We start from the raw sequence: 20700 nt of genomic DNA, 5'->3' as shown, positions 1-20700 counted from the left end.
CTGAGCCAGTCTCAAGCCTAAATCCCTATCAACCAAGCCAAATGCCGGCTCATTCAACACCAGCCCAATCAAATTCAACAACCCACAACTCATTATTAAGCCATGACCACTGACGGAGAATGCACCACTCCTGAAAAGCACAAACCCCAGAAAACTGGGGTTTGTCATTAATCTGAGCCCGGTTATTTAAGCCGGGCTTTGTTTTTTTATTGCGGCATTAAAGCGTGAAGTGCCGCCGGATCGATTGCTCTATGCCGGCACTGTCTAGTCCAAGTTCAGCATAGAGCTGCTCCTGACTACCATGGCGGATAAACTGGTCCGGCAGGCCCAGATTCAGCAGCCGCACCGGTAACTGCAGTGCTGCAACCGCTTCGTTGACACCGGAGCCAGCGCCACCGGCAATGGCGTTGTCTTCCAGCGTGACAAATTTGCTGTGTGTTGTACTCAGTTGTTGCAGCAACGCCAAATCCAGCGGTTTGACAAACCGCATATCCACCAGTGTTGCACCGAGTTTGTCTGCCACGCTGGCCGCAGCATGCAGCAGAGTACCGAACGCCAGAATAGCAAGATCCTGACCTTGTTTGACGATACGACCTTTCCCCAGCGCCAATGCAGTCATCGTTTGCTCAGGGGCTATGCCGGTCGCAGCGCCGCGCGGATAGCGCACAGCTGCCGGGCCTTGGTGTTGATAAGCGGTATATAACATCTGCCGGCATTCATCCTCATCAGATGGTGCCATGATCAACAGATTGGGTACACAACGCAGGTAACTTAGATCAAAGGCACCCTGGTGCGTGGCGCCGTCGGCACCCACAAGACCGGCGCGGTCGATGGCAAAAGTGACATCGAGATTTTGCAGGGCAACGTCATGAATTAACTGGTCATAACCACGCTGCAGAAAGCTGGAATAAATCGCGACGACCGGTTTTAAACCCTCGATGGCAAGACCCGCAGCCAACGTCACCGCGTGTTGTTCCGCGATGGCGACATCGTAATATCGTTCCGGGTAGGTTTTGGAGAACTGCACCAGATCAGAGCCTTCCCGCATTGCTGGGGTGATGGCGTGCAGTTGGGGATCTTGTGCGGCCATGTCACATAACCAGCTGCCGAATATGTTGGAAAAACTCGGGCTGGCGGCTTTTTTCGGCTGCATCTGACTGGCCGGGTCAAACTTGCTGACGGCATGCCAGCCGATTGGGTCTTTTTCGGCAGGGGCGTAGCCTTTGCCTTTTTTTGTCACTATATGCAGCAATTGCGGGCCTTTGAGCTGGCGCATATTGCGGATCGTATCGACCAGATTCAGCACATCATGCCCATCGATGGGACCAATGTAATTAAAACCGAGCTCTTCAAAGAATGTGCCGGGTGTGACCATGCCTTTAAAATGTTCCTCGGCGCGGCTGGCTAACTCATGGAGTGGGGGGACGCCACTTAAGATCTTTTTGCCGCCTTCACGCAGGCTGGTGTAGAAGTTGCCTGATAAAATCCTGGCAAAGTAACGGTTCAGCGCACCAACATTCTCGGAAATCGACATTTCGTTGTCATTTAAAATCACCAACATGTCCGGACGTACTTCGCCGGCGTGATTTAATGCTTCAAATGCCATGCCTGCAGTAATAGCGCCATCGCCTATGACAGCCACTACTTTACGGTTCTTTTGCTCAGCACGGGCAGCAATCGCCATACCCAGTGCCGCGCTGATTGACGTCGACGAGTGACCGACGGTCAGCGTGTCGTATTCGCTTTCTTCACGACATGGAAACGGATGTAAGCCATTCAGTTGACGGATCGTTGGCATCCGATCACGCCGGCCTGTCAGAATTTTATGTGGATAGGCCTGGTGACCAACATCCCAAATCACCCGATCAAAAGGCGTGTTGTAGACATAATGCAGGGCAACGGTCAGTTCAATGGCGCCAAGTCCCGAAGCGAAATGGCCACTACTTTGACTGACACAATGCAACAGATAGTCGCGCAGTTCGTGACTCAATCGTGGCAGCTGGTCTTGCGGGATTTGCCGCAGTTCAGCCGGCAGGTTGGCTTTTGCCAGCAGAGGATAGTTCGAAATATCAGGCGCCATCAATGTAACCTTGCTCAGAATTTGCGGGCGATCACATAGCCGGCCAACGCAGCCAGTTCAGTGGTGTCATACGGTAAAGTGTGCAGGGCCTGTTGTGCCTGCACGACCAATTCTTCGGCTTTTTTCCGCGCCGGTTCCAGCCCCATTAAAGCCGGATACGTCACTTTGTTGGCTTCCAGATCAGAGCCCTGTGGCTTGCCAAGGGTAGCGGTATCACCTTCGATGTCCAGAATATCATCCTGCACCTGAAACGCCAGCCCGATTGCTGATGCGTAAGTTTGCAGGGCTTTTAAGTGGTCTGGTTGTTGGTCTTTACTGCATAACCAGCCCAACTTCACAGCACATTGAATTAATGCACCTGTCTTCAGCTGATGCATATGTTCCAGCGCCGCCAGTGTCATCGTTTTATTGGTATGCGCCAGATCAATTGCCTGACCGCCACACATACCATGGTAACCAGACTGTCGCGCTAACTCACGCAGCAGCTGTATTTGTCTGGCTGCATCGACATGCTGATAAGGATGGTGGGCCAGAATATCAAACGCTAGTGTCTGCAGCGCATCCCCGGCCAGTATGGCAGTGGCCTCATCAAATGCTTTGTGACAGGTTGGCTTGCCGCGACGCAGATCATCGTCGTCCATTGCGGGTAAATCATCGTGGATCAACGAATAGGTGTGCAAACACTCGATGGCAGCTGCCGGTCCATCCAAATCCGTCAGCTCGGCACCGAGCATCCGGCCTACGCTGTAAACCAGAAAAGGGCGCAATCGCTTACCGCCGAGTAACAGACTATATTGCATGGCATCCAGCAGACGCGGATCGGTAACTGTCAGTCCGGATAACACAGATGACATCAGCTGACCGACGCGTTGCTGGTCAGCGGCAAGGTTTTGCAACATCAGTTCAGACCCCGGTGTCAGTCTGGAATGGCACCAAAGTTTCGCCTTGTGCCTGTTGCAACAACAGCTGGACTTTTTGCTCTGCCGCCTGTAACTGTTGTTGACTGAGGCGGGACAAAGTAATACCGCGCTCAAAGCGGGCCAATGCCTGCTCAAGAGTCAGTTCACCTTGTTCTAATTGCTGGACGATTTCACTCAGTTCGCGCACATTGTCTTCAAACTGAGCAGTTTCTGCCTGCTTTTTGCTCATAGCGGTCCCCACCTTGATTTGTGCGCAAAGTTACCTCAGCCACCTGAGCTGGTCAATCAGAAAGGCCGCATGGGATGTTTTTTTTGCCTGACTTTAGAAATATATTTAACATTGTCACTGGCTTAGTCGATAGATAGCGGTAAGCTAGCATAATTACATCAGTTATTTCTGATTGAGCAGGAGATTAGAAGTGGATTTAGCAACCGTCATAGGGTTACTGGCAACAATAGGTATGATGGTATGGGCCATGTATTTGAGCGCATCTGGCAACCTGATGATGTTTTACGACTTCGTTTCTATTGTCATTGTTTTTGGTGGTAGTTTTACCGTCGTTTTTATGAAGTTTACCTTAGGGCAACTGGCGGCATCGGGGAAAGCAGTCGGAAAAGCCTTTCTGTTTAAAATGGAATCACCGGAAGAGTTGATTGAAAAAGCAGTTCAGCTTGCGGACACTGCACGCAAAGGTGGCTTTCTGGCATTAGAGGAAGCGGAAATTCCGAATGAATTCATGCAAAAAGGCATTAATATGCTGGTCGATGGCCACGATGCTGACGTGGTGCGCTCCACATTAGAAAAAGACATTGATTTATCATACAACCGTCACGGTACTTACATTTCAATATTTAAACAGCTCGGTGATCTTGGGCCGGCCATGGGGATGATTGGTACGTTAATAGGTCTGGTCGCGATGCTGGCGAATATGTCAGACCCTAAAGCGATAGGCCCGGCGATGGCAGTTGCATTACTAACAACGCTGTATGGAGCTTTGCAGGCAAACTGCTTGTTTATGCCGCTGGCGGATAAAATGTCGGTGCGTAACGAGGAAGAAAAAAATAACCATTTGCTGATCCTCGATGCGGTGATGGGCATTCAAGATGGCCAAAATCCGAAAGTCATCGAAGGTATGTTGCGTAATTATCTGATGTCGAAAAAACGTGTTGTTAAATCAGATGAGGCATAAAAAATCCAATGGCTGAATGTCCGAAATGCCCGCCCCCCGGTTTACCCGCATATATGGGAACCTTTGCTGACCTGATGTCATTGCTGATGTGTTTCTTTGTATTGTTGCTGTCGTTTTCCGAAATGGATGTGCAAAAATTTAAGCAAATCGCCGGCTCAATGGCGTTTGCTTTTGGTGTGCAGAATAAAATTGAAGTCAAAGATATCCCCAAAGGCACCAGTGTCATCGCCATGGAGTTCCGGCCAGGGCGGCCAGAGCCAACGCCTATTGATACGATTCAGCAACAAACTATCGATATGACTCAGCAGACAATCGAGTTCCAGGCAGGTCAGGAAGACTCATCTGGTGGCGTGCAGGAACAACGCGGTGAACAAACTGGTGGTGCCTCACAAAATACCGATGCGCAATCATCTGCGGCCAGTGAAAGCAGTGCGCAGGACCAGCAGCAAACCAATGAACTGGCAAAAAAAGTTGCTGAGATGATGCAGGAACAGATCCAGGATGGTGCTATCGAGCTGGAGTCTCTGGGACAGCAGATCATTATTCGCATTAAAGAAAATGGGTCTTTCCCGTCTGGATCAACTTTTTTGCAACCAAGGTTTAAGCCGATTATTCAGCAGATCGGCGCTATTTTGCGCGACATTCCGGGTGAAGTGACAGTCTCTGGTCATACCGATAACGACCAGGTGTCGGATGAGCTGAACAGCAACAACTGGGAGTTGTCATCGAAACGGGCTGTGTCCGTTGCCGTTGAACTGCTTAATGGCACCGGTATGGACAAAAACCGTTTAGTCGTGGTCGGACACGCCGATACCAGGCCACTGGTCGACAATGACACCGAGCAAAACCGCAAACGTAATCGGCGGGTAGAGATCTCAATTTTGCAAGGTAAAGCGAAAGAATCGGATCCGATCCAGTTAAAACAACCACCGGCCCAGCCAAAACCGGCCAAACAGCCGTAAATTCGGCTGTCGCACTTCAGACAAGGGCGCTGTATAATCAGCGCCCGTTTTTTTGTCCGGTAGCCCCATGATTGAATTTATTGTCAAACTGCATCCAGAAATCTCCATCAAAAGCAAATCGGTGCGTAAGCGCCAGACTATGTTGCTGGAACAAAACATCAAAACCATTTTGTTGCGGCTTGATCCCGCGGTTGAAGTACAGAATTTGTATGATCATCTGACCGTGCGACTGGACAAAGATGACGACACTTTACGTCAGCAAATGGCTGAACATCTCCAATGTATTCCGGGCATCGTGCAATTTGCTGAAATGCAGTCTGCCACCTATGACTCGCTACACCATATATTTGAGCAAGTACTGGCTTTGTACCGCGATGAACTGGCCGGCAAGAGTTTTGTCGTGCGGGTACGACGCAATGGCGACCATGAATTCAGTTCACTGGATGCCGAACGCTACATCGGCGGCGGCCTGAATCAGCATATTCCTACCGCGCGTGTCCAGCTGAAGAATCCGGATGTATCAGTACAGCTGGAGATCCGCCGCGACAAACTCTTAATGAAAAAACGCATTTATCAGGGCATGGGTGGGTTTCCACTGCCAAGTCAGGGTGATGTGTTGTCATTGATTTCTGGCGGTTTTGACTCAGCGGTCGCTAGTTACCTGATGATCCGCAAAGGCCTGCGCACTCACTTCCTGTTTTTTAATTTAGGTGGTGCGGCCCACGAAACCGGTGTGCGGCAGATGGCGTTTTACATTTGGCAAAAATACAGCCTGTCACATAAGGTCAAGTTTGTGTCGGTTGATTTTGCCCCTGTCGTCGATGAAATATTAGCTCGGATCCCGTCAGGCCTGATGGGCGTGGTGTTAAAGCGCATGATGATGCGGGCGGCGGCGACAGTGGCTGAAAGCCTCAACGTCAAGGCTGTCGTCACCGGTGAAAGTATTGGTCAGGTTGCCAGCCAAACTATTGTGAACCTCAATGTCATCGATCGGGTCACTGAGACGTTGATCCTGCGGCCGCTGATTTATCAGGATAAACAGGAAATTATTGATATCGCCCGCGCTATCGGCGTCGAAGACATGGCGAAAACGATGCCGGAATACTGCGGCGTGATCTCGCGCAGTCCAACTATCAATGCAGTACTTGCTGATGTCCATGCCGCAGAGCAACACTTTGATTTCAGTATTCTGCAGAAAGTCAGTGTGGAAGCTAAAGTGCTGGATATCCGTACTGTTGAGTATCAGGCTGACCAGCAACTAACGACGGTGGCAACCGAATCTGTATTGCCGGCAGACGCCATCGTCCTGGATGTTCGTGCGCCGGATGAAACCGATCTGCATCCGTTGCAGCTCGACAGTCATGCCGTACAGGAATTGCCATTTTTCCGTATTGCCAGTCAATTTGCCGGTCTGGACCAAACAAAACAATACTACCTGTATTGTGACCGCGGCGTGATGAGCCGGCTGCAGGCGTTGCTGCTCAAAGAGCAGGGCTACCAGAATGTCGGTGTATATAAAAAGGCCTGAGTGAAACTGGCCTGAGACTAGCAGATCAGGCTGGTTTGACGGCGCGCAGTTGCTGATAGAGCTGCTGATGCGCCGGTATCGCAAGTCCAGCCTCTGCCGCAGCATTTAATAAAAAACCAGTAATGAATTCCAACTCGTCCGGGCGCATTAGCGCCCGGTCTTGCTGCATGGACGAAAAATTGCCGGCGGTATTGGCCGCGACATCCAGTACAGTCTGACACAACGTCTGCGCGTCAAACGTCTGGCCTTTGGTCTGTGCCACCAGACAGAATTCGTCTATCAACAATTCGATTTGGCGCCGATACTGCGGTTTGCTCAGCTCGCCATTTTTGACCATCAGCAGAGCGGTCAGCGGATTAATTACCGCGTTAATCGCCAGCTTTTGCCACAGTACCGGCAGGATATCGGCGACGACTTGCAATGGGCCTAACGCGGCCGCAAGCACAGCAGCTGGTGCTGAAGACTGACGGGCTGAATCGTTGATGGGGCCCAGCGTGGTGCGGCCAAGCCCGGTATGTTCTAGCCGGTGCGGCCCCGATTTTAATGCACCATGGGTGGTACTGGCAAACCAGAGCTTTTGGCCGCTTTGCAGCTGCGACTGCGCCAGCTCCAGCGTGCCCATACCATTATGACACAGCACAATATCGGCATCGGGCGCACAGCTGACCAACCACTGTTGCAGCGCTAGCTGTATGGAATAAGCTTTGACCGGCACCAGCAGGAATTGCACTGGCTGCTGCGGCTGGCGGCAATTCAACAGTAATGAATGTTCCTGTTGTTGTTGCCTGAAGTTCAGTACTAACGCGGACAGATCGCGGTCCCGAGTCAGCAGGTGGCATGATAAGTGCCGAAGTGCCAGCTGACTGGCAGCTAACAGACCGATCGCACCTTGACCAACAATGCCAATGGTTGGTTGTTGTGTTGAAGTCTTCATGTTGCAGCGCGGACGAACCAATGTGCTGGTAAATATCGCACCAATGCAGCCGCGAGCAGAATGCCGGCGACATCGGCAAACCAGTCCAGCGGATCACCCATGCGGCTGGTAAAAGTGGCCTGCGCAACTTCAATCAGCGCGCCGTAAAACGCAAGCAGCGAAAAAGCGTGCAGAAAAGGGCGGGCAAAAGCTTGTTTAAAACTCAGCGTCAGTGCGAAGAACACCAACACATGCATCACCTTATCATTCGGCATCCAGCCGGATGGAATACCACTGACATCTTTGAGAAAACCGTAAGTTGCGAGCACCAGTAGCGCTAAAAACAAACAGACTGCGAGCGGTTTTTGCAGTGGAAGCACGGAAAAACACCTGATTTTACGCCTAGATACTCGGATTATACGGTGCGCGGCGGTATAATCGCCAGTTGAAAAACTTGGATTATCAGGAGCGCGACATGCCAACATTTGACATCGTTTCTAAAGCGGATCAGCAGGAAGTGCTGAATGCCGTGGACAACGCCAACCGGGAACTGGCGACCCGTTTTGATTTTCGCGGTGTCCAGGCTGAATTCAGCGTCAAAGAAACTACAGTGACGATGAAAGCGGAAGCCGAACCGCAGCTGACCCAGATGAAAGATTTGTTTTTTAATAAAGCGATCAAACGTGGTCTGGATATCCGCTCGTTTGAATCGGCGAAAGTCGAGTTTTCTGGCAAGACCTGTAGCCAGCAGCTCACAGTGAAACAAGGCGTCGAAAAAGAGCTGGCGAAAAAAATCGTCAATCTGATTAAAGACAGCAAACTGAAGGTACAGGCGTCTATTCAGGGCGACGAAGTACGGATCACTGGTAAAAAACGCGACGACTTGCAGGAAGCCATTGCCTTATTACGCGCCACTGATTTAGGTCAGCCGCTGCAATATCAGAACTTCCGCGACTAATCTGCTATACAATCACAGCCTGCTTTGCGCGCCAAAGCAGGCTTTCCCTTCACTAAATAGCAGCAGCCGTCTGGATTGCTGAACTCATTGACATTCTCCGCCTCATCGCTAAACTGAGCGCGCATTTTCAGGTGCTGCGTTAGTTCGCAGTGAAACGGGAAGCTGGTGTCCGTCATTCTGACCCAATCCAGCGCTGCCCCCGCAACGGTAAATTTTGTGGTAACGCCTTCGTGCATACGCGAATGGCAAAGCCGCTTCACGCCACCACTGTCTTCGGATGGGAAGGGACGTGTCGCTGTCGGCCCCGACAACAGGATCAGCCCGGAGACCGGCCTGAAAATTTCATCAACCAACCACATGCGGCGGGCATGTGCTGTGGAGTCAACATGTCGAAATTTTCTTTACTGGCCCTTGCCGTGGCCAGCACCTGCGCTTTGGCGCAACCAACTGAATCCGATCTTGAACATATCTCTGTCTACGCCAGCCGTCAGGCCAAGCCAGTCAGTGAGACGTTAACCAGCGTGACTGTGTTTTCCCGGGCGGATATTGAAGCTGCGCAGGTGCGGGATTTACCTGCATTGTTGCAGCTAGTGCCTGGTGTCACTGTGGCTCGCCAAGGTGGCAGAGGCCAAAACAGCAGTATTTTTATCCGTGGTGGTACCAGTGCACATACGCTGGTACTGATTGATGGTATTCGGGTTGGTGCAGCCACTTCAGGCTATCAGTCATTGGCCATGTTGCCACTTGAACAAATTGAAAAGGTTGAAATTATCCGTGGGCCCAAAGCGGCACTGTACGGTTCTGCCGCACTTGGCGGGGTGATTGCGATCACCAGTCGCCGTGATGGTTCAGTGCATTTTAATGCTAAAACCGGCAGTCACAAGCATACGGAAGCCAATCTTGCCGGCAGTCAGCAACTGGGCAGCGTCAAAGTATTTGGTTCCGTTGGGACTGCTATGGCCGACGGCTTTAATGCGTCCGTTAAAGGCGATCCGGATGATGATGGCTTTGAGCAAAGCTATGTTAAGGCCGGTGCCGAGTACCAAAGCTCAGTCGGCACCTGGTTATGGCAGTCGCAGCTCAATGATGGCCTTTATCAGTACGACTCGAGTTATGGTGGCGACCAGTCGGATGTCCGACAGGAAGTGCACCTGGCACAATGGCAACATCAAATCGGTAAAGTCGGGCATCAGCTGAAACTTGGTCACAATGTCGATGAAGACGTCAACTTTGGTAACAACAGTAAAGATTCGCTGTTCCGCACTATTCGGGACGAGGCTGACTGGCAGTCATTGTATCAGCTGAACGAAGATTTCAGTGTGCTGGCAGGTTTAGCCGCCTCGGAAGAACGGGTTCGGAAATCACCGGACGTCGATCCAAAAGATCCGGCCTTTGATGGTCAGTATAGTGTGAACAGCCGCACAAACCGCGCCGGGTTTGCTGGTGTCAGCTATCAGTGGCAGTCGTTACAGCTGGATGCGACCGGCCGGCGCGATCATATCAGTCGGTATGGCGGCAATAGTTCGTATCAGTTAAATGCCGGTTATGAACTGAATGAGCAATGGCAATTGCGCGCCAGTCAGGCGACTGCGTTTAAAGTACCGTCATTTAATGATCTGTATTGGCCACGTGCTTCAAATCCGGGATTGAAGCCTGAAGAGTCCCGGTCACGTGAGGTTGGCGTAGATTATCAGTCTGAGTTGTCGCAAAGCAGCCTGGTGTACTTTCATCGTGACCTGACGAATCTGATCCGCTATCAGGACCAGCAGGTGTTTAATGTCAAAAAAGCCCGCATTCGTGGCATTGAATACGCGCAAAGCGTTCAGGTCGCCGATACCGGTATTCACTTTAACTACACCTGGCTACAGGCCGATGATTTACAGAAAAATCAACGGTTGACGTTATTACCCAAACACAAAGCGGTATTGCAGCTCGACCGGCAAACCGGTGCATGGACTTATGGCCTGACCTCGTTATTCCAAAGCCGGACTTTTAACGGGAAGAGCTGGACCGGTGTTGCGCAGCCAGATCTGCCATCGACGTTGGTGCTGGGCAGCGCGTTGAGCTATCAGTGGGACCGTCAGACTAAAATTCAGCTGAAAGTCGATAATCTGTTAAACCGGACTTATCAGACCTCGCTGGGTTACCGCCAGTCCGGACTCGAATTGATGCTGGGATTACAGATGATGAGCTTTTAAACGCAAAATAGCAGCAGCTCTTAAAGCCGAGTTGTTATGGCAGTACGGCTTTTGTCTGCAATTTATCCGAACCCCCGCTTCTGTCGGGGGTTTTTATTTTGGATCAGCTGAAATGAGAGATCTCCGATGCATCTGCTGCGTCTTCAGACTACCGCTGATTGTTGTTTTATCGCCTGCCAGCGCATTCTGCGGACTAAAAAGTTGATGTCATCGCACGACGCGCCGGTAAGATTTGAATTGAGATAGCATCCTGTTGCCTGCCAAGCTGATGCAGTAATCCTTGGACCTGAGAGCAGATGAAAAAGAATTTTTATGAAATTCTACCGACGTAAAATTGACCAGCGGACATCTGCGGCGCCTCATTGAATTCATTTGCTTTATTGCCCGGAGTCAAATCATGCAATCATTGAACACTGTTTCAAGTTCCGTCCTCGTGTTTGCCGCTGCCAGCCTGATGGCGCCAATGGTGCAGGCCATCACATTATATCCGCACGAGTCCTGTCATAAAGTTCAGCGTTACGTGGCGCGGCAGATGGAGGATTGTCAGTATGTGATTGAAAAACCGTTGATTATTTCCGGTGGCCAGTGTCATGCGGAAGGCGTCACGACGTTATCCGACTATCCGACGCTGATGCACCGGGATTTTATGGCGCTGGCGTCATTGCAAACCAGCTATATCGAAAATAACTACAAAGAAATGATCAGCCAGAGCATTTACGATATTCAGGCCAGCGAAGGTTTTGACCGGGTCAGCAGCATCAATGCATATGTACAGGGCGAAGTGCAGATGAAAGTACTGGGAGTTGTAGCGGCAGACGGTACTGTGCCGGTGCTGCTGAATGGCTTTGGTTTGCAGGGCATTGGTGAATTGAAAAAATGGCCGGCGACAGTGCGGATTTTTCTGACACTGAATGATGTTGAGATCCGGGGGCACTACAATGTAATGACCGGTCAGTTACAGGCTATTCCGGATCTGTCCACTGCCCAGCCACAAATATCACAACAGGTCGACGTGCCTTTTGTATTTAAACTGCTGAATAAGCTGACGCCAAATATCATCAGAAAGCTGCAGGCTGAGCTGGGACGGTTTAGTGTGCGTTTATCCAACGCTCTGGGGATTGATGAAGAGCTGCCGGCGCGGATTATTTATAACGCCAATATTCAGCCAGGCGTGTTAACACCGCTGCAGGGACTACAGGGAAAACAGCCCGGCGACATGATTAACTTACAGATCAGTTTTAACCATCATCTGCTGGAATATAAAGATCCAAATGCCTATTTTGCCGCAGCGCAGTTTCCGGGTTGCGTGATTGAATCGGCGTGGGAATAACATCAGGATCATGACCGTTCGGCTGCGGCACTTGTATGGCGCAATGCTGTGTTAAAAGTCCGATGGAATTTCGCCAGTTTTGGTGCGATCAGATAAGCACAATACGATTGCTGCGGATTCTGATTAAAATAGTCCTGATGATAAGATTCGGCCGGATAAAAAGTACTGGCCCGGCTGATGGCCGTCACAATTGGCGCATCGAAATCAGCTTGCGCTGTGCTGATAAACTGCCGGGCTGTCTCAAGCTGAGCTTCGTCGTGGGCAAAGATCTCGGAGCGGTACTGCGTGCCGATGTCATTGCCTTGCCGGTTTAATGTTGTCGGGTCGTGTAAGTGGAAAAACATCTCAAGCAACAATTCAAAACTGACCTGCGCCGGATCATAAGTCAGCTGGACGACTTCGGCATGACCGGTGGTGCCGGTGCAGACTGCGCGATAGTTGGCGTTTGCACTGCTGCCACCCATATAGCCACTGACCACTTGCGAAACGCCGCGAACTTGCGCCAGCGCAGCTTCAATACACCAGAAACATCCGCCTGCAAAAGTTGCCAGTTGTGCCATGTTTAATCCCCTAACTAATCTGCTGAATGCCCGATAGCGTAGTCTAATACGTACCCTCAGGCCAACAGATGACATAAATGGAGAAAAAAATGCGAGTTGCAATTATCGGTGCAGGGATGACCGGAGCCAGTGCGGCCAATCAACTCCGCCTGGCGGGCGTTGAAGTTGTGGTGTTTGACAAAGCCCGGGGCCCGGGTGGGCGCATGACATCGAAGCGGGTGGAGTCGAGGGATGAGGCGCTGCCGTTTTATCCGTTAGATTTTGGTGCCCAGTATTTTACTGCCCGTCATCCGCTTTTTGTGCAGGCGTTGCAGGGCTGGTTGGCGCAAGGAGTGGTGCAGCGTTGGGATTTTGATCCTTATGTCTGGCAGCATGGCTTGTTGTTGCCATCCAATGACGGCCAAAGCCGTTATGTCAGCACGCCAACGATGCATCAGCTGGTGAAGACCATACTTGGTGATACGACGCTGCATCTGAATTGTCGCATCACGGAACTGAGTTTCAGTCAGAGCAGCTTCAGCAGTCAGCATGGTGGGGAATGGACATTAAGCTCGGCTGAAGGCGCCAGCTATCCTGGATTTGACGCCGTGGTCCTGACCTGTCCGCCAGAACAGTGCCGCCAGTTGCTGGCGAAACATCCGCTTGCTATGCAGATCCCGCCTGCACTGTTGTTGCCCTGCTGGGCGGTTTCATTGCAGCTGTACCGCGCAGTTGACCATCCGGCAGATGGTATTTTTGTCAAAGAGGGGCCGCTCAGCTGGTGTGCCCGGCAAAGTGCCAAACCAGGCAGAACCGGGATGACAGAACAATGGCTGTTACATTTTAATGCCAGCACCAGTCTGCAACTGCTGGAAGCCAGTCCGGAAGAACTTGCGGCGTTGGCCCAACTGGAATTCAGCGCCATCATCGGGCAAAAAGTTGAAAGCATCCAGTCACTCTGCCATCGCTGGCTGTATGCCAGTTATAATCCGGCGCAGCCAGCACCAGGGCTGCTGACTGACAAAGACCAACAACTAATACTGGCCGGTGATTGGTGCCTGGGTGGCCGGGTCGAAAATGCTTATCTGGCTGGCCTGCAGGCTGCAGCACGCCTGGTGCCAGAATCAATGACTGCTGCTGCCTTGTCAGCCGTTGCCAATGACTCTATGCTGGAGGACGCCATAGTGGCAAGGCATTGACGATAAAGGAGTTCAGATGGGATTGTTCAGTGGATTGTTGGGGAACGCCGGTGCAATTGATGTGGCTGAAGTCGAAGCCGAGCTGGCCAGCTTACTGGCTGACGGCGAACAGGCCGAGCAAGCATTTAAGTTGCTGCGTGATATGATTGTGTTTACCAACAAGCGGTTGATCCTGATTGATAAACAAGGCATCACCGGCTCAAAGAAAGAATATATGTCGGTGCCTTACCGCTCGATTGTGCGCTTCAGTGCTGAAACCAAAGGTCACTTTGATCTGGAATCAGAACTGGTCATTTGGCTTAGCAGCACGGCGGAGCCGCTGCGTAAGACCTTCAGTAAAGACGGCAACATTATCGCGGTGCAAAAAGCGCTGGCAACTTACGCCTGTCGCTAACGCACTGGTGGTTTAGCGGGGTACCGGCAGCGACGGGGTCTCAGGCTTCGTCGCATAGAACTGCCGGCTGTGATCTATCAACTTGCACAGCTCAGCCACGCCATCAAGGGTGCGGATTGTAGCGCGGTGCAATAAGTCGGCATTCGGTTGCGCCCGTTGTTGCAGTTGCACTGCTTTGAGGCTGGCAAAGCGTGTGGTGTAGTCCGTCAGGCGGCGTGGTTCTGTGTCTGATACTGGCTGCACAATCAAATCCGGCTGTCGTTGTAATAGCGCTTCAGCGCTGACCTGCGGATAAGCTCCGGCGGCGTCGGCAAAGATACTCTGCGCACCGCACAGCTGCAGCGCCTGTGCTGGCCATGCGCCCGGTCCAATCGTCGATAGCGGTTCGTCCCATAACTCGTAAAACACCCGCACGGTTTTTTTCTGCTGATATTGCTGGCGCAGTGCCGCCAGGCGAGACCGAACCGCACTGGCCTGTTGACTGGCGCGCGCTTGTTGACCGGTCAGGTTACCGAGACGCTCCAGATCCGCGGCAATATCGTCCAGCGTTTTTGGCTCAAAGCCTTCGGTGCGGATGCCGAGCCGCTGCAACTGGCTGATATCCGCGGCCGGGCTGCCACTTTGCCAAAACAGCACTAAATCAGGTTTGAGTGCCAGAATACTTTCCAGTTGCAGCCCGGCATAGTTGCCGATACGGGGGATAGCAGAGGCCTCTGCCGGATAATCGGCATGTTCGACGGTGCCGACAATCAGGCCGCCGGCACCAATACTGTACAGTTGTTCGGTTAAATGCGGTGCCAGCACTACCAAACGGGGGCCCGGTGCGGCCAACAACGGCGATGTACACAACAGCAATACCAGTGCGGTGACTGAAAAACGCATTACCAGTCCACTCCTTGTTGCGCCCGGACTCCGGAGTCAAACGCATGTTTGATATTTTGTACTTCACTGACGGTGTCTGCCAGCTCAAGCAAGGCGCGGTGACAGCCCCGACCGGTGATCACCACATGTTGGCTAGCCGGCCGGTTCTGCAACGCGGCTAAAACGTCATCCAGCGCAATATAGTCATACGCCACCATGTAGGTCAGCTCATCAAGCAACACCAGGTTGAGCGCCGGATCCAGTAAAAACTGTTTGGCCTGTTGCCAGACCTGTTGTGCTGCGGCGATATCGGTCTCGCGGTTTTGTGTATCCCAGGTAAAACCGGTAGACATCACCGCAAAAGGTACACCGTGTTGTTGCAACAAATTACGCTCACCGCAGTCCCAGCCACCTTTGATAAATTGCACGACAGCGGCTTTCTGACCATGACCGGTAGCGCGTGCCACGACGCCAAACCCGGCGGTTGACTTACCTTTGCCATTGCCGGTGATCACCAGTAATAAGCCTTTATCGATAGTCGCGCTGGCGATGCGGGCATCAACCTGTTCTTTTAGCTTTTGCTGGCGTTTCTGGTGACCGGATTTCTGTTCCGGTACAGGCACTTCATGACTCATTTGGACTCCGGCGTCGGCTAATTAACAACAGAAAAAACGCACTGCCGCATAAAGCGGTCAGAATGCCAATGGGCAATTCTTGTGGTGCCAGCGCACTACGGGCGACGGTATCGACCCAGATCAGAAAAATCGCACCGCCAAGCGCACTGCCGAATAACAACGTCAGGATTTGGCCACCGAACATCAGCCTGATCAGATGCGGGATCATCAGACCAACAAAGCCAATACCACCACAATAAGCGACCACCACTGCGGTCAGCAGGGCGCAAAGTAACAGCAACAGCAGACGCCAGCGGTTAACCGCCACACCGAGGCTTTTTGCCATATCGTCGGACCAGGCCAGCGCCACCAGTTGGCGGCGACCCAGACTACAGACCACTAAGGTCAAAACCAGTGCGATCGCCAGCAACTGAACGGCCTGCCAGTCAGCGTGGCTGACGCTGCCCATTAACCAAAAAATAATCCGGTTGGCGGCAAAACTGTCGGCCTGAAACAGCAATAAACTGGCCAGCGCGCTGGCACAAAATGACACGGCAAGACCGGTTAGCAATAAGGTGCTGAGGGATTGCATGCCTTGCGCGGTGGCCCGCTGTGCCAGTGTCAGCACCAGCAAGATCGCGATCAGCGCACCGGCAAAAGCCGATGCCGGCAACGCCAGTGCCAGCGCCGGGAACAACAAACTGCTGATAGTGGCGCCGAGTGCGGCACCGGACACCACACCAAATAAATACGGATCGGCCAGTTCGTTCCGGCTGAGCAGCTGTAGCAAGGCGCCACACAGCGCCAGGGCTGCGCCGGCAAGTCCGGCCAGCAATACGCGGGGCAGGCGTAATTGCCAGAAAATTTGTTGCGGCAGGGGATCGGTCGCCTGGCCGGTTAATAGTGACCAAAGCGGCAAATCGACCACGCCGATCTGCAGTGCAGCGATCACACTGACACCGGATAGTCCGATTAAAAGTAACAGCTGCAACACGCTGTGGCGGGTCATCGGCACTCCGGGGCAAAAGTTACACGGCAGTGCTGATCAAATGGGCTGTGATCAACCAGACAAGGCCGGCCATACACCTGTTCCAGCAGTTGAGGTTGCAGCACCTGTGCCGGAGTGCCAGCCGCCAGTAACTGTCCATGCTGTAACACCAGCAACTCATCACAATAAGCTGCCGCCAGATTAATGTCGTGAAAACTGGCAAGAACGGTCAGACCACTGCGGCGTAATATCGCCAGCAGTTGATGCTGATAGTGGATGTCCAGGTGATTGACCGGTTCATCAAGTAACAATACACAGGCCTGTTGCACCAGAACCCGGGCCAGATGGGCACGTTGTTGTTCACCGCCGGATAAGTGGCGCAGCAAAGCTGATGCCTTGTCGGCAAGGCCAACCTGACTGAGTGCGGCGTTGATGGCGGCTTTATCTGCAGGGGTGTCGGCCTGCCACAATGCTTTATGCGGCATTAAGCCCAATTGCAGCAGTTGCTGCACTGTCATCTCTGTGGGTGGTTGCTGCTGACTTAAATAGGCCAGCTGGCGGGCGCGGGCGCGCGGTTCGAGTTGTTGCAGGGGCTGTTGCTGTAACAATACCTGGCCCTGATCAGGGGATTTCAGTGCGGCCAATAGCTGTAACAATGTCGATTTACCGGCGCCGTTGGCGCCGAGTAAGCCATAGATTTTGCCTGCTTTCAGGGCAAAACTCAGCGGCCCAAGCAGGAATCCGCCGGGGAGTTGTAGTTGGACTTGTTGGCATTGCAGTAACACCGATGTGTCGGTCATTAAATGCTGCACCGAAAAGAACGGCTGTGGTACAGCCAGGAAAAACAATGTACGGATAGTAACAAATATTCAACGCAAGGCCCAGCCCGCCGCACGCGGCGGCGGTGGGCAATTAAAAGCATCAGTCTTTAGGTGTGTCCAGTACGTCCAGCGCTTTGGCGATGTCCTGTGGTGAACCGGTGTTGCGCGCCAGCGCCACATAAGCCACTGGTACGATATACAAGGTCAGCAACGTGGCAAAGCCAACACCGGCACAAATGACCATGCCAATCACCATCCGGCTCTCAGAACCTGGCCCCGAGGTGATAATCAACGGAATACTGCTCATCACAGTGGTAAAGGCCGTCATCGTAATAGGGCGCAGACGCTGGACTGCTGCCTGATGAATGGCCGCAGTGAACTCCACGCCGGCATCCCGTAGCTGATTGGCGAACTCAACAATCAATATGCCATTTTTCGCCACCAATCCGATAATCATCACCAATCCAATCTGGCTATAGATATTCAGTGTCATCCCGGCCAGATAGAGGCCACCCAGCGCACCGGCCATGCCAAGCGGCACCGTCAGCATAATGACAAACGGATGAATAAAACTCTCAAACTGCGCAGCCATCACCAAATAAGTAATAATCAGCGCCAAAGCAAAAATCAGGATGGTCGATTCACCGCTGTTTTTAAACATCAGCGACTCGCCTTTATAATCAATACCGCCGACGTCTTTAATCTCTGTCCGCACCACACCTTCCAGGTATTCCAATGCTTCACCGAGGCTATATCCCGGCGCCAGATTGGCCATAATGGTGATAGCGCGCATCCGGTTATACCGATTCAGTGTTGATGATGTGGCTTCTTCTTTCAGTGTCACCAGATTGTCCAGCGGTATCAGCTTGTTTGAACCCGTGGATCGCACATAAACACCAGTGATGCTGGTTGGATCGCTGAAATCCGAATCGGCGCCTTCCAGAATAAGATCGTATTCTTTACCGCGATCAAGGAAGGTCGTCACACGGCGGCCGCCCAGCATGGCTTCCAGCGCCCGGCCGACCACGCCAACCGAAATGCCCAGATCGGCGGCGCGTTCGGTGTTAATTTCCACCAGAATTTGCGGCACAGTTTCTTTGTAATCGTGATCAAGCATTTGCAGGTTCGGGTTTTCCCGCGCTTTTGCCAGCACGATGTCGCGCCATTTGGCGAGTTCTTCATAGGTATTACCCTGGATGACAAACTGCACCGGCCGGCCACCACCGCCACCGCCACGGCCAGCAGTCAGGCCGCTGCGCATATTAGTAAAGGCGCGCACGTCGGTCAGGTTATTGAGTTTCTGACCTATCTCCTGCATCAATTCTGGTGTACGGCGTTGACCGTTATGCCAGTTTTCGCTGCCGACAATCGCCATGCCGCCGCTGTTACCAAAGCCAGGTACGCGGATCAATAAACGGTTCAGTTCACCTTTTTCGTAGTAGGGCAGCAGGATATCTTCAATCAGCCGCATGTTTTGTTGATTGGACTGATAACTGGCGCCTTCCGCCGGGCTCATCATGACAAAAAAGGTGCCGCGGTCTTCCTGTGGTGACAACTCCGATGGCAGCAATTTCAGCAGTAACACGCTGATAACGACACAGCTGCCAAGCACCAGCCAGCTGGGCCAGCGTACCCGCGTTACTATTTGCAGCTGACGCAGATAAGCGGCTTCCACTTTTTCCATCGCCCGGTGGATAACCAGACTAAAGCCCCGTTTCTCTTTTTGCACTTTGAGCATCTTGCTGCACAGCATTGGTGAAAGCGTCAGTGCGGCAATCGCGGAGAATGCCACCGCAGCAGCAACCGCCAGCGCAAATTCAGTGAATAATTTGCCTAAATCACCTTGCATAAACACCAGCGGGACAAACACCGCGATTAATACCAGTGTGGTTGCGACAACCGCAAAGCCAACTTCGCGGCTGCCATGGTAGGCCGCCAGTAGCGGTGGCTGGCCTTGTTCAATCCGCCGGTAAATATTTTCCAGTACGACTATCGAATCGTCGACCACCAGACCAATCGCCAGCACCATGGCTAACAGCGTCAGCAGGTTAATCGAGAAATCCAGCGCATACAGCACGGTCACGGCAGCAATCAGGGCAACCGGCACTGTGATGGCTGGAATAAAAGTGGCGCGGACGCTGCCTAAAAAGGCAAATATCACCAGGACCACCAGCACCATGGCAATACCGAGCGTGACATAAACTTCATGGATAGATTCGGCGATAAACAACGATGAATCATAACCCGGCACTATAGTTGTTCCGGCCGGCAGACTGGCAGAGATCCGATCCACTTCAGTTCTGACGTTACGCACCACATCCAGTGTATTGGCTTTGGACTGCTTGATAATACCGATGCCGAGCACGTTCTTGCCGTCGCTTCTGAATTCACTTTCTTCATTTTCTGAAGCCAGGGTCACATCCGCAATTTCGCCCAGCCGGACTAAGTAGTTGTTGTCGCCTTTTTTCACCACCAGGCGGCGGTAATCATCCTGAGTTTTATAGGTACGGATCACCCGGACGATAAAATCGCGGTCGGCGGATTTAACGTTACCGGCCGGTAATTCGACGTTTTCATTGCGCAGCACGTTTTCAATATCGGCGACTGTGACATTTCGCGACGCCATCGCATCTTTATTCAGCCAGATGCGCATCGCGTACTTGCGCTCACCACCGATTTGCAGCCGGGCCACACCGTCGACCACCGAAAATCGTTCGACGATATAGCGGTTGGCGTAGTCGGTCAGCTCCAGGTTGGTCATGGTGTCGCTGTTCAGCAAAAACCAGGCGATGGTGTCATCGTCACCGTTGGCTTTGACCACTTGCGGCGGTCTGGCCTGATCTGGCAAGCGTTCCATCATCCGTGACACGCGTTCGCGCACATCATTGGCGGCGGCGTCGATATCGCGGTTAACATTAAATTCGATGATGACGTTCGAGCGGCCGACACGGCTGCTGGAACTGATATTGATGATACCTTCGACGCCACTGATCAAATCTTCCAGCGGCTGGGTAATTTTCGATTCAACAATCTCAGCTGAAGCGCCGGGATAGTCGGTGCTGATGGTCACCACTGGCGAATCGATATCCGGATATTCACGCAGCGGCAGCATACTGAAACAGACGATGCCGAAGATCACCAGCACCAGGTTAATGACGGTTGCGAATACCGGACGTTTGACAGACAGATCAGACAGCAGCATGGT

Annotated in this window: 19 protein-coding genes and 1 riboswitch; of the genes, 8 read left to right on the top strand and 11 right to left on the bottom strand. The window is 52.4% G+C overall.

What is annotated here, in order from left to right:
* Nucleotides 1-217: 217 nt before the first annotated feature.
* Genes dxs through ATY27_RS04455 form a run of 3 tightly spaced genes read right to left on the bottom strand, consistent with a single transcriptional unit; the run spans nucleotide 218 to nucleotide 3229 of the window.
* Nucleotides 218-2080, bottom strand: coding sequence for a 1-deoxy-D-xylulose-5-phosphate synthase (gene dxs, locus ATY27_RS04465; protein ID WP_208930997.1), 1863 nt, complete (start codon nucleotides 2078-2080; stop codon nucleotides 218-220).
* 14 nt (nucleotides 2081-2094) lie between these two features.
* Nucleotides 2095-2979, bottom strand: coding sequence for a (2E,6E)-farnesyl diphosphate synthase (gene ispA, locus ATY27_RS04460; protein ID WP_208930998.1), 885 nt, complete (start codon nucleotides 2977-2979; stop codon nucleotides 2095-2097).
* Nucleotides 2980-2983: 4 nt separating this feature from the next.
* On the bottom strand, nucleotides 2984-3229 hold the full coding sequence (locus tag ATY27_RS04455; protein ID WP_208930999.1) for an exodeoxyribonuclease VII small subunit: 246 nt from the start codon (nucleotides 3227-3229) through the stop codon (nucleotides 2984-2986).
* Between the two features lie 190 nt (nucleotides 3230-3419).
* Between ATY27_RS04455 and pomA the strand changes: the two genes are divergently transcribed.
* From pomA to thiI, 3 genes are all read left to right on the top strand, one after another.
* Complete coding sequence (gene pomA / locus ATY27_RS04450) at nucleotides 3420-4190, top strand: flagellar motor protein PomA (protein WP_208931000.1); 771 nt, start codon at nucleotides 3420-3422, stop codon at nucleotides 4188-4190.
* Between the two features lie 8 nt (nucleotides 4191-4198).
* Nucleotides 4199-5152 (top strand): flagellar motor protein MotB, encoded by a 954-nt coding sequence (locus ATY27_RS04445; protein WP_208931001.1) that lies wholly within the window; start codon nucleotides 4199-4201, stop codon nucleotides 5150-5152.
* A 67-nt stretch (nucleotides 5153-5219) separates the two neighbouring features.
* A complete protein-coding gene (gene thiI, locus ATY27_RS04440) occupies nucleotides 5220-6680 on the top strand; it encodes a tRNA uracil 4-sulfurtransferase ThiI (RefSeq protein ID WP_208931002.1) in 1461 nt (486 codons plus the stop codon).
* Between the two features lie 25 nt (nucleotides 6681-6705).
* Here the strand turns inward: thiI and ATY27_RS04435 are convergent, their stop codons facing one another.
* On the bottom strand, nucleotides 6706-7614 hold the full coding sequence (locus ATY27_RS04435) for a 2-dehydropantoate 2-reductase (RefSeq protein WP_208931003.1): 909 nt from the start codon (nucleotides 7612-7614) through the stop codon (nucleotides 6706-6708).
* Nucleotides 7611-7973 (bottom strand): VanZ family protein, encoded by a 363-nt coding sequence (locus tag ATY27_RS04430; protein WP_208931004.1) that lies wholly within the window; start codon nucleotides 7971-7973, stop codon nucleotides 7611-7613. Before ATY27_RS04430 ends, ATY27_RS04435 begins: the two co-directional genes overlap by 4 nt.
* 95 nt (nucleotides 7974-8068) lie before the next feature.
* Between ATY27_RS04430 and ATY27_RS04425 the strand changes: the two genes are divergently transcribed.
* The 3 genes from ATY27_RS04425 to ATY27_RS04415 all read left to right on the top strand — a co-directional run bounded on the left by ATY27_RS04425 (nucleotide 8069) and on the right by ATY27_RS04415 (nucleotide 12079).
* A complete protein-coding gene (locus ATY27_RS04425; RefSeq protein ID WP_208931005.1) occupies nucleotides 8069-8551 on the top strand; it encodes a YajQ family cyclic di-GMP-binding protein in 483 nt (160 codons plus the stop codon).
* A 112-nt stretch (nucleotides 8552-8663) separates the two neighbouring features.
* A riboswitch (cobalamin riboswitch) is annotated at nucleotides 8664-8903 on the top strand.
* A gap of 34 nt (nucleotides 8904-8937) precedes the next feature.
* Nucleotides 8938-10749, top strand: coding sequence for a TonB-dependent receptor (locus tag ATY27_RS04420; RefSeq protein WP_208931006.1), 1812 nt, complete (start codon nucleotides 8938-8940; stop codon nucleotides 10747-10749).
* A gap of 397 nt (nucleotides 10750-11146) precedes the next feature.
* Nucleotides 11147-12079 (top strand): hypothetical protein, encoded by a 933-nt coding sequence (locus tag ATY27_RS04415; protein ID WP_208931007.1) that lies wholly within the window; start codon nucleotides 11147-11149, stop codon nucleotides 12077-12079.
* An 8-nt stretch (nucleotides 12080-12087) separates the two neighbouring features.
* Here the strand turns inward: ATY27_RS04415 and msrA are convergent, their stop codons facing one another.
* Entirely contained in the window at nucleotides 12088-12639 is a 552-nt protein-coding gene (gene msrA / locus ATY27_RS04410; RefSeq protein ID WP_208931008.1) for a peptide-methionine (S)-S-oxide reductase MsrA, read from the bottom strand.
* 89 nt (nucleotides 12640-12728) lie between these two features.
* Between msrA and ATY27_RS04405 the strand changes: the two genes are divergently transcribed.
* Both ATY27_RS04405 and ATY27_RS04400 read left to right on the top strand, forming a co-directional pair.
* Nucleotides 12729-13817 (top strand): FAD-dependent oxidoreductase, encoded by a 1089-nt coding sequence (locus ATY27_RS04405; RefSeq protein WP_208931009.1) that lies wholly within the window; start codon nucleotides 12729-12731, stop codon nucleotides 13815-13817.
* 16 nt (nucleotides 13818-13833) lie between these two features.
* Nucleotides 13834-14211: a PH domain-containing protein gene (locus ATY27_RS04400; protein ID WP_208931010.1), complete on the top strand. Its 378-nt coding sequence runs from the start codon at nucleotides 13834-13836 to the stop codon at nucleotides 14209-14211.
* Between the two features lie 12 nt (nucleotides 14212-14223).
* On the opposite strand, the gene ATY27_RS04395 is transcribed toward ATY27_RS04400, so the two are convergent.
* From ATY27_RS04395 to ATY27_RS04375, 5 genes are all read right to left on the bottom strand, one after another.
* The gene (locus tag ATY27_RS04395; protein ID WP_208931011.1) at nucleotides 14224-15093 is read right to left on the bottom strand and encodes a cobalamin-binding protein; all 870 of its coding nucleotides are present in this window, start codon (nucleotides 15091-15093) and stop codon (nucleotides 14224-14226) included.
* The gene (gene cobO, locus ATY27_RS04390; protein WP_208931012.1) at nucleotides 15093-15707 is read right to left on the bottom strand and encodes a cob(I)yrinic acid a,c-diamide adenosyltransferase; all 615 of its coding nucleotides are present in this window, start codon (nucleotides 15705-15707) and stop codon (nucleotides 15093-15095) included. The genes ATY27_RS04395 and cobO overlap by 1 nt, the downstream gene beginning before the upstream one ends.
* The gene (locus ATY27_RS04385; protein WP_208931013.1) at nucleotides 15697-16695 is read right to left on the bottom strand and encodes an iron ABC transporter permease; all 999 of its coding nucleotides are present in this window, start codon (nucleotides 16693-16695) and stop codon (nucleotides 15697-15699) included. Before ATY27_RS04385 ends, cobO begins: the two co-directional genes overlap by 11 nt.
* Nucleotides 16692-17474, bottom strand: coding sequence for an ABC transporter ATP-binding protein (locus tag ATY27_RS04380; protein WP_208931014.1), 783 nt, complete (start codon nucleotides 17472-17474; stop codon nucleotides 16692-16694). The genes ATY27_RS04385 and ATY27_RS04380 overlap by 4 nt, the downstream gene beginning before the upstream one ends.
* A 121-nt stretch (nucleotides 17475-17595) precedes the next feature.
* Entirely contained in the window at nucleotides 17596-20697 is a 3102-nt protein-coding gene (locus ATY27_RS04375) for an efflux RND transporter permease subunit (RefSeq protein ID WP_208931015.1), read from the bottom strand.
* Nucleotides 20698-20700 lie beyond the last annotated feature (3 nt).

This window comes from Rheinheimera sp. F8 (assembly GCF_001518915.1).
Note: the sequence above shows the minus strand (reverse complement) of the source record. Positions and strands in the feature narration are given on the sequence as shown.

What these genes read in the sequence shown, in the direction of transcription:
- dxs (WP_208930997.1), bottom strand. Translation starts at nt 2,080, where the DNA reads ATGGCGCCTGATATTTCGAACTATCCTCTGCTGGCAAAAGCCAACCTG.
- ispA (WP_208930998.1), bottom strand. Translation starts at nt 2,979, where the DNA reads ATGTTGCAAAACCTTGCCGCTGACCAGCAACGCGTCGGTCAGCTGATG.
- ATY27_RS04455 (WP_208930999.1), bottom strand. Translation starts at nt 3,229, where the DNA reads ATGAGCAAAAAGCAGGCAGAAACTGCTCAGTTTGAAGACAATGTGCGC.
- ATY27_RS04445 (WP_208931001.1), top strand. Translation starts at nt 4,199, where the DNA reads ATGGCTGAATGTCCGAAATGCCCGCCCCCCGGTTTACCCGCATATATG.
- thiI (WP_208931002.1), top strand. Translation starts at nt 5,220, where the DNA reads ATGATTGAATTTATTGTCAAACTGCATCCAGAAATCTCCATCAAAAGC.
- ATY27_RS04435 (WP_208931003.1), bottom strand. Translation starts at nt 7,614, where the DNA reads ATGAAGACTTCAACACAACAACCAACCATTGGCATTGTTGGTCAAGGT.
- ATY27_RS04425 (WP_208931005.1), top strand. Translation starts at nt 8,069, where the DNA reads ATGCCAACATTTGACATCGTTTCTAAAGCGGATCAGCAGGAAGTGCTG.
- ATY27_RS04420 (WP_208931006.1), top strand. Translation starts at nt 8,938, where the DNA reads ATGTCGAAATTTTCTTTACTGGCCCTTGCCGTGGCCAGCACCTGCGCT.
- ATY27_RS04415 (WP_208931007.1), top strand. Translation starts at nt 11,147, where the DNA reads ATGCAATCATTGAACACTGTTTCAAGTTCCGTCCTCGTGTTTGCCGCT.
- msrA (WP_208931008.1), bottom strand. Translation starts at nt 12,639, where the DNA reads ATGGCACAACTGGCAACTTTTGCAGGCGGATGTTTCTGGTGTATTGAA.
- ATY27_RS04405 (WP_208931009.1), top strand. Translation starts at nt 12,729, where the DNA reads ATGCGAGTTGCAATTATCGGTGCAGGGATGACCGGAGCCAGTGCGGCC.
- ATY27_RS04400 (WP_208931010.1), top strand. Translation starts at nt 13,834, where the DNA reads ATGGGATTGTTCAGTGGATTGTTGGGGAACGCCGGTGCAATTGATGTG.
- ATY27_RS04395 (WP_208931011.1), bottom strand. Translation starts at nt 15,093, where the DNA reads ATGCGTTTTTCAGTCACCGCACTGGTATTGCTGTTGTGTACATCGCCG.
- cobO (WP_208931012.1), bottom strand. Translation starts at nt 15,707, where the DNA reads ATGAGTCATGAAGTGCCTGTACCGGAACAGAAATCCGGTCACCAGAAA.
- ATY27_RS04385 (WP_208931013.1), bottom strand. Translation starts at nt 16,695, where the DNA reads ATGACCCGCCACAGCGTGTTGCAGCTGTTACTTTTAATCGGACTATCC.
- ATY27_RS04380 (WP_208931014.1), bottom strand. Translation starts at nt 17,474, where the DNA reads ATGACCGACACATCGGTGTTACTGCAATGCCAACAAGTCCAACTACAA.
- ATY27_RS04375 (WP_208931015.1), bottom strand. Translation starts at nt 20,697, where the DNA reads ATGCTGCTGTCTGATCTGTCTGTCAAACGTCCGGTATTCGCAACCGTC.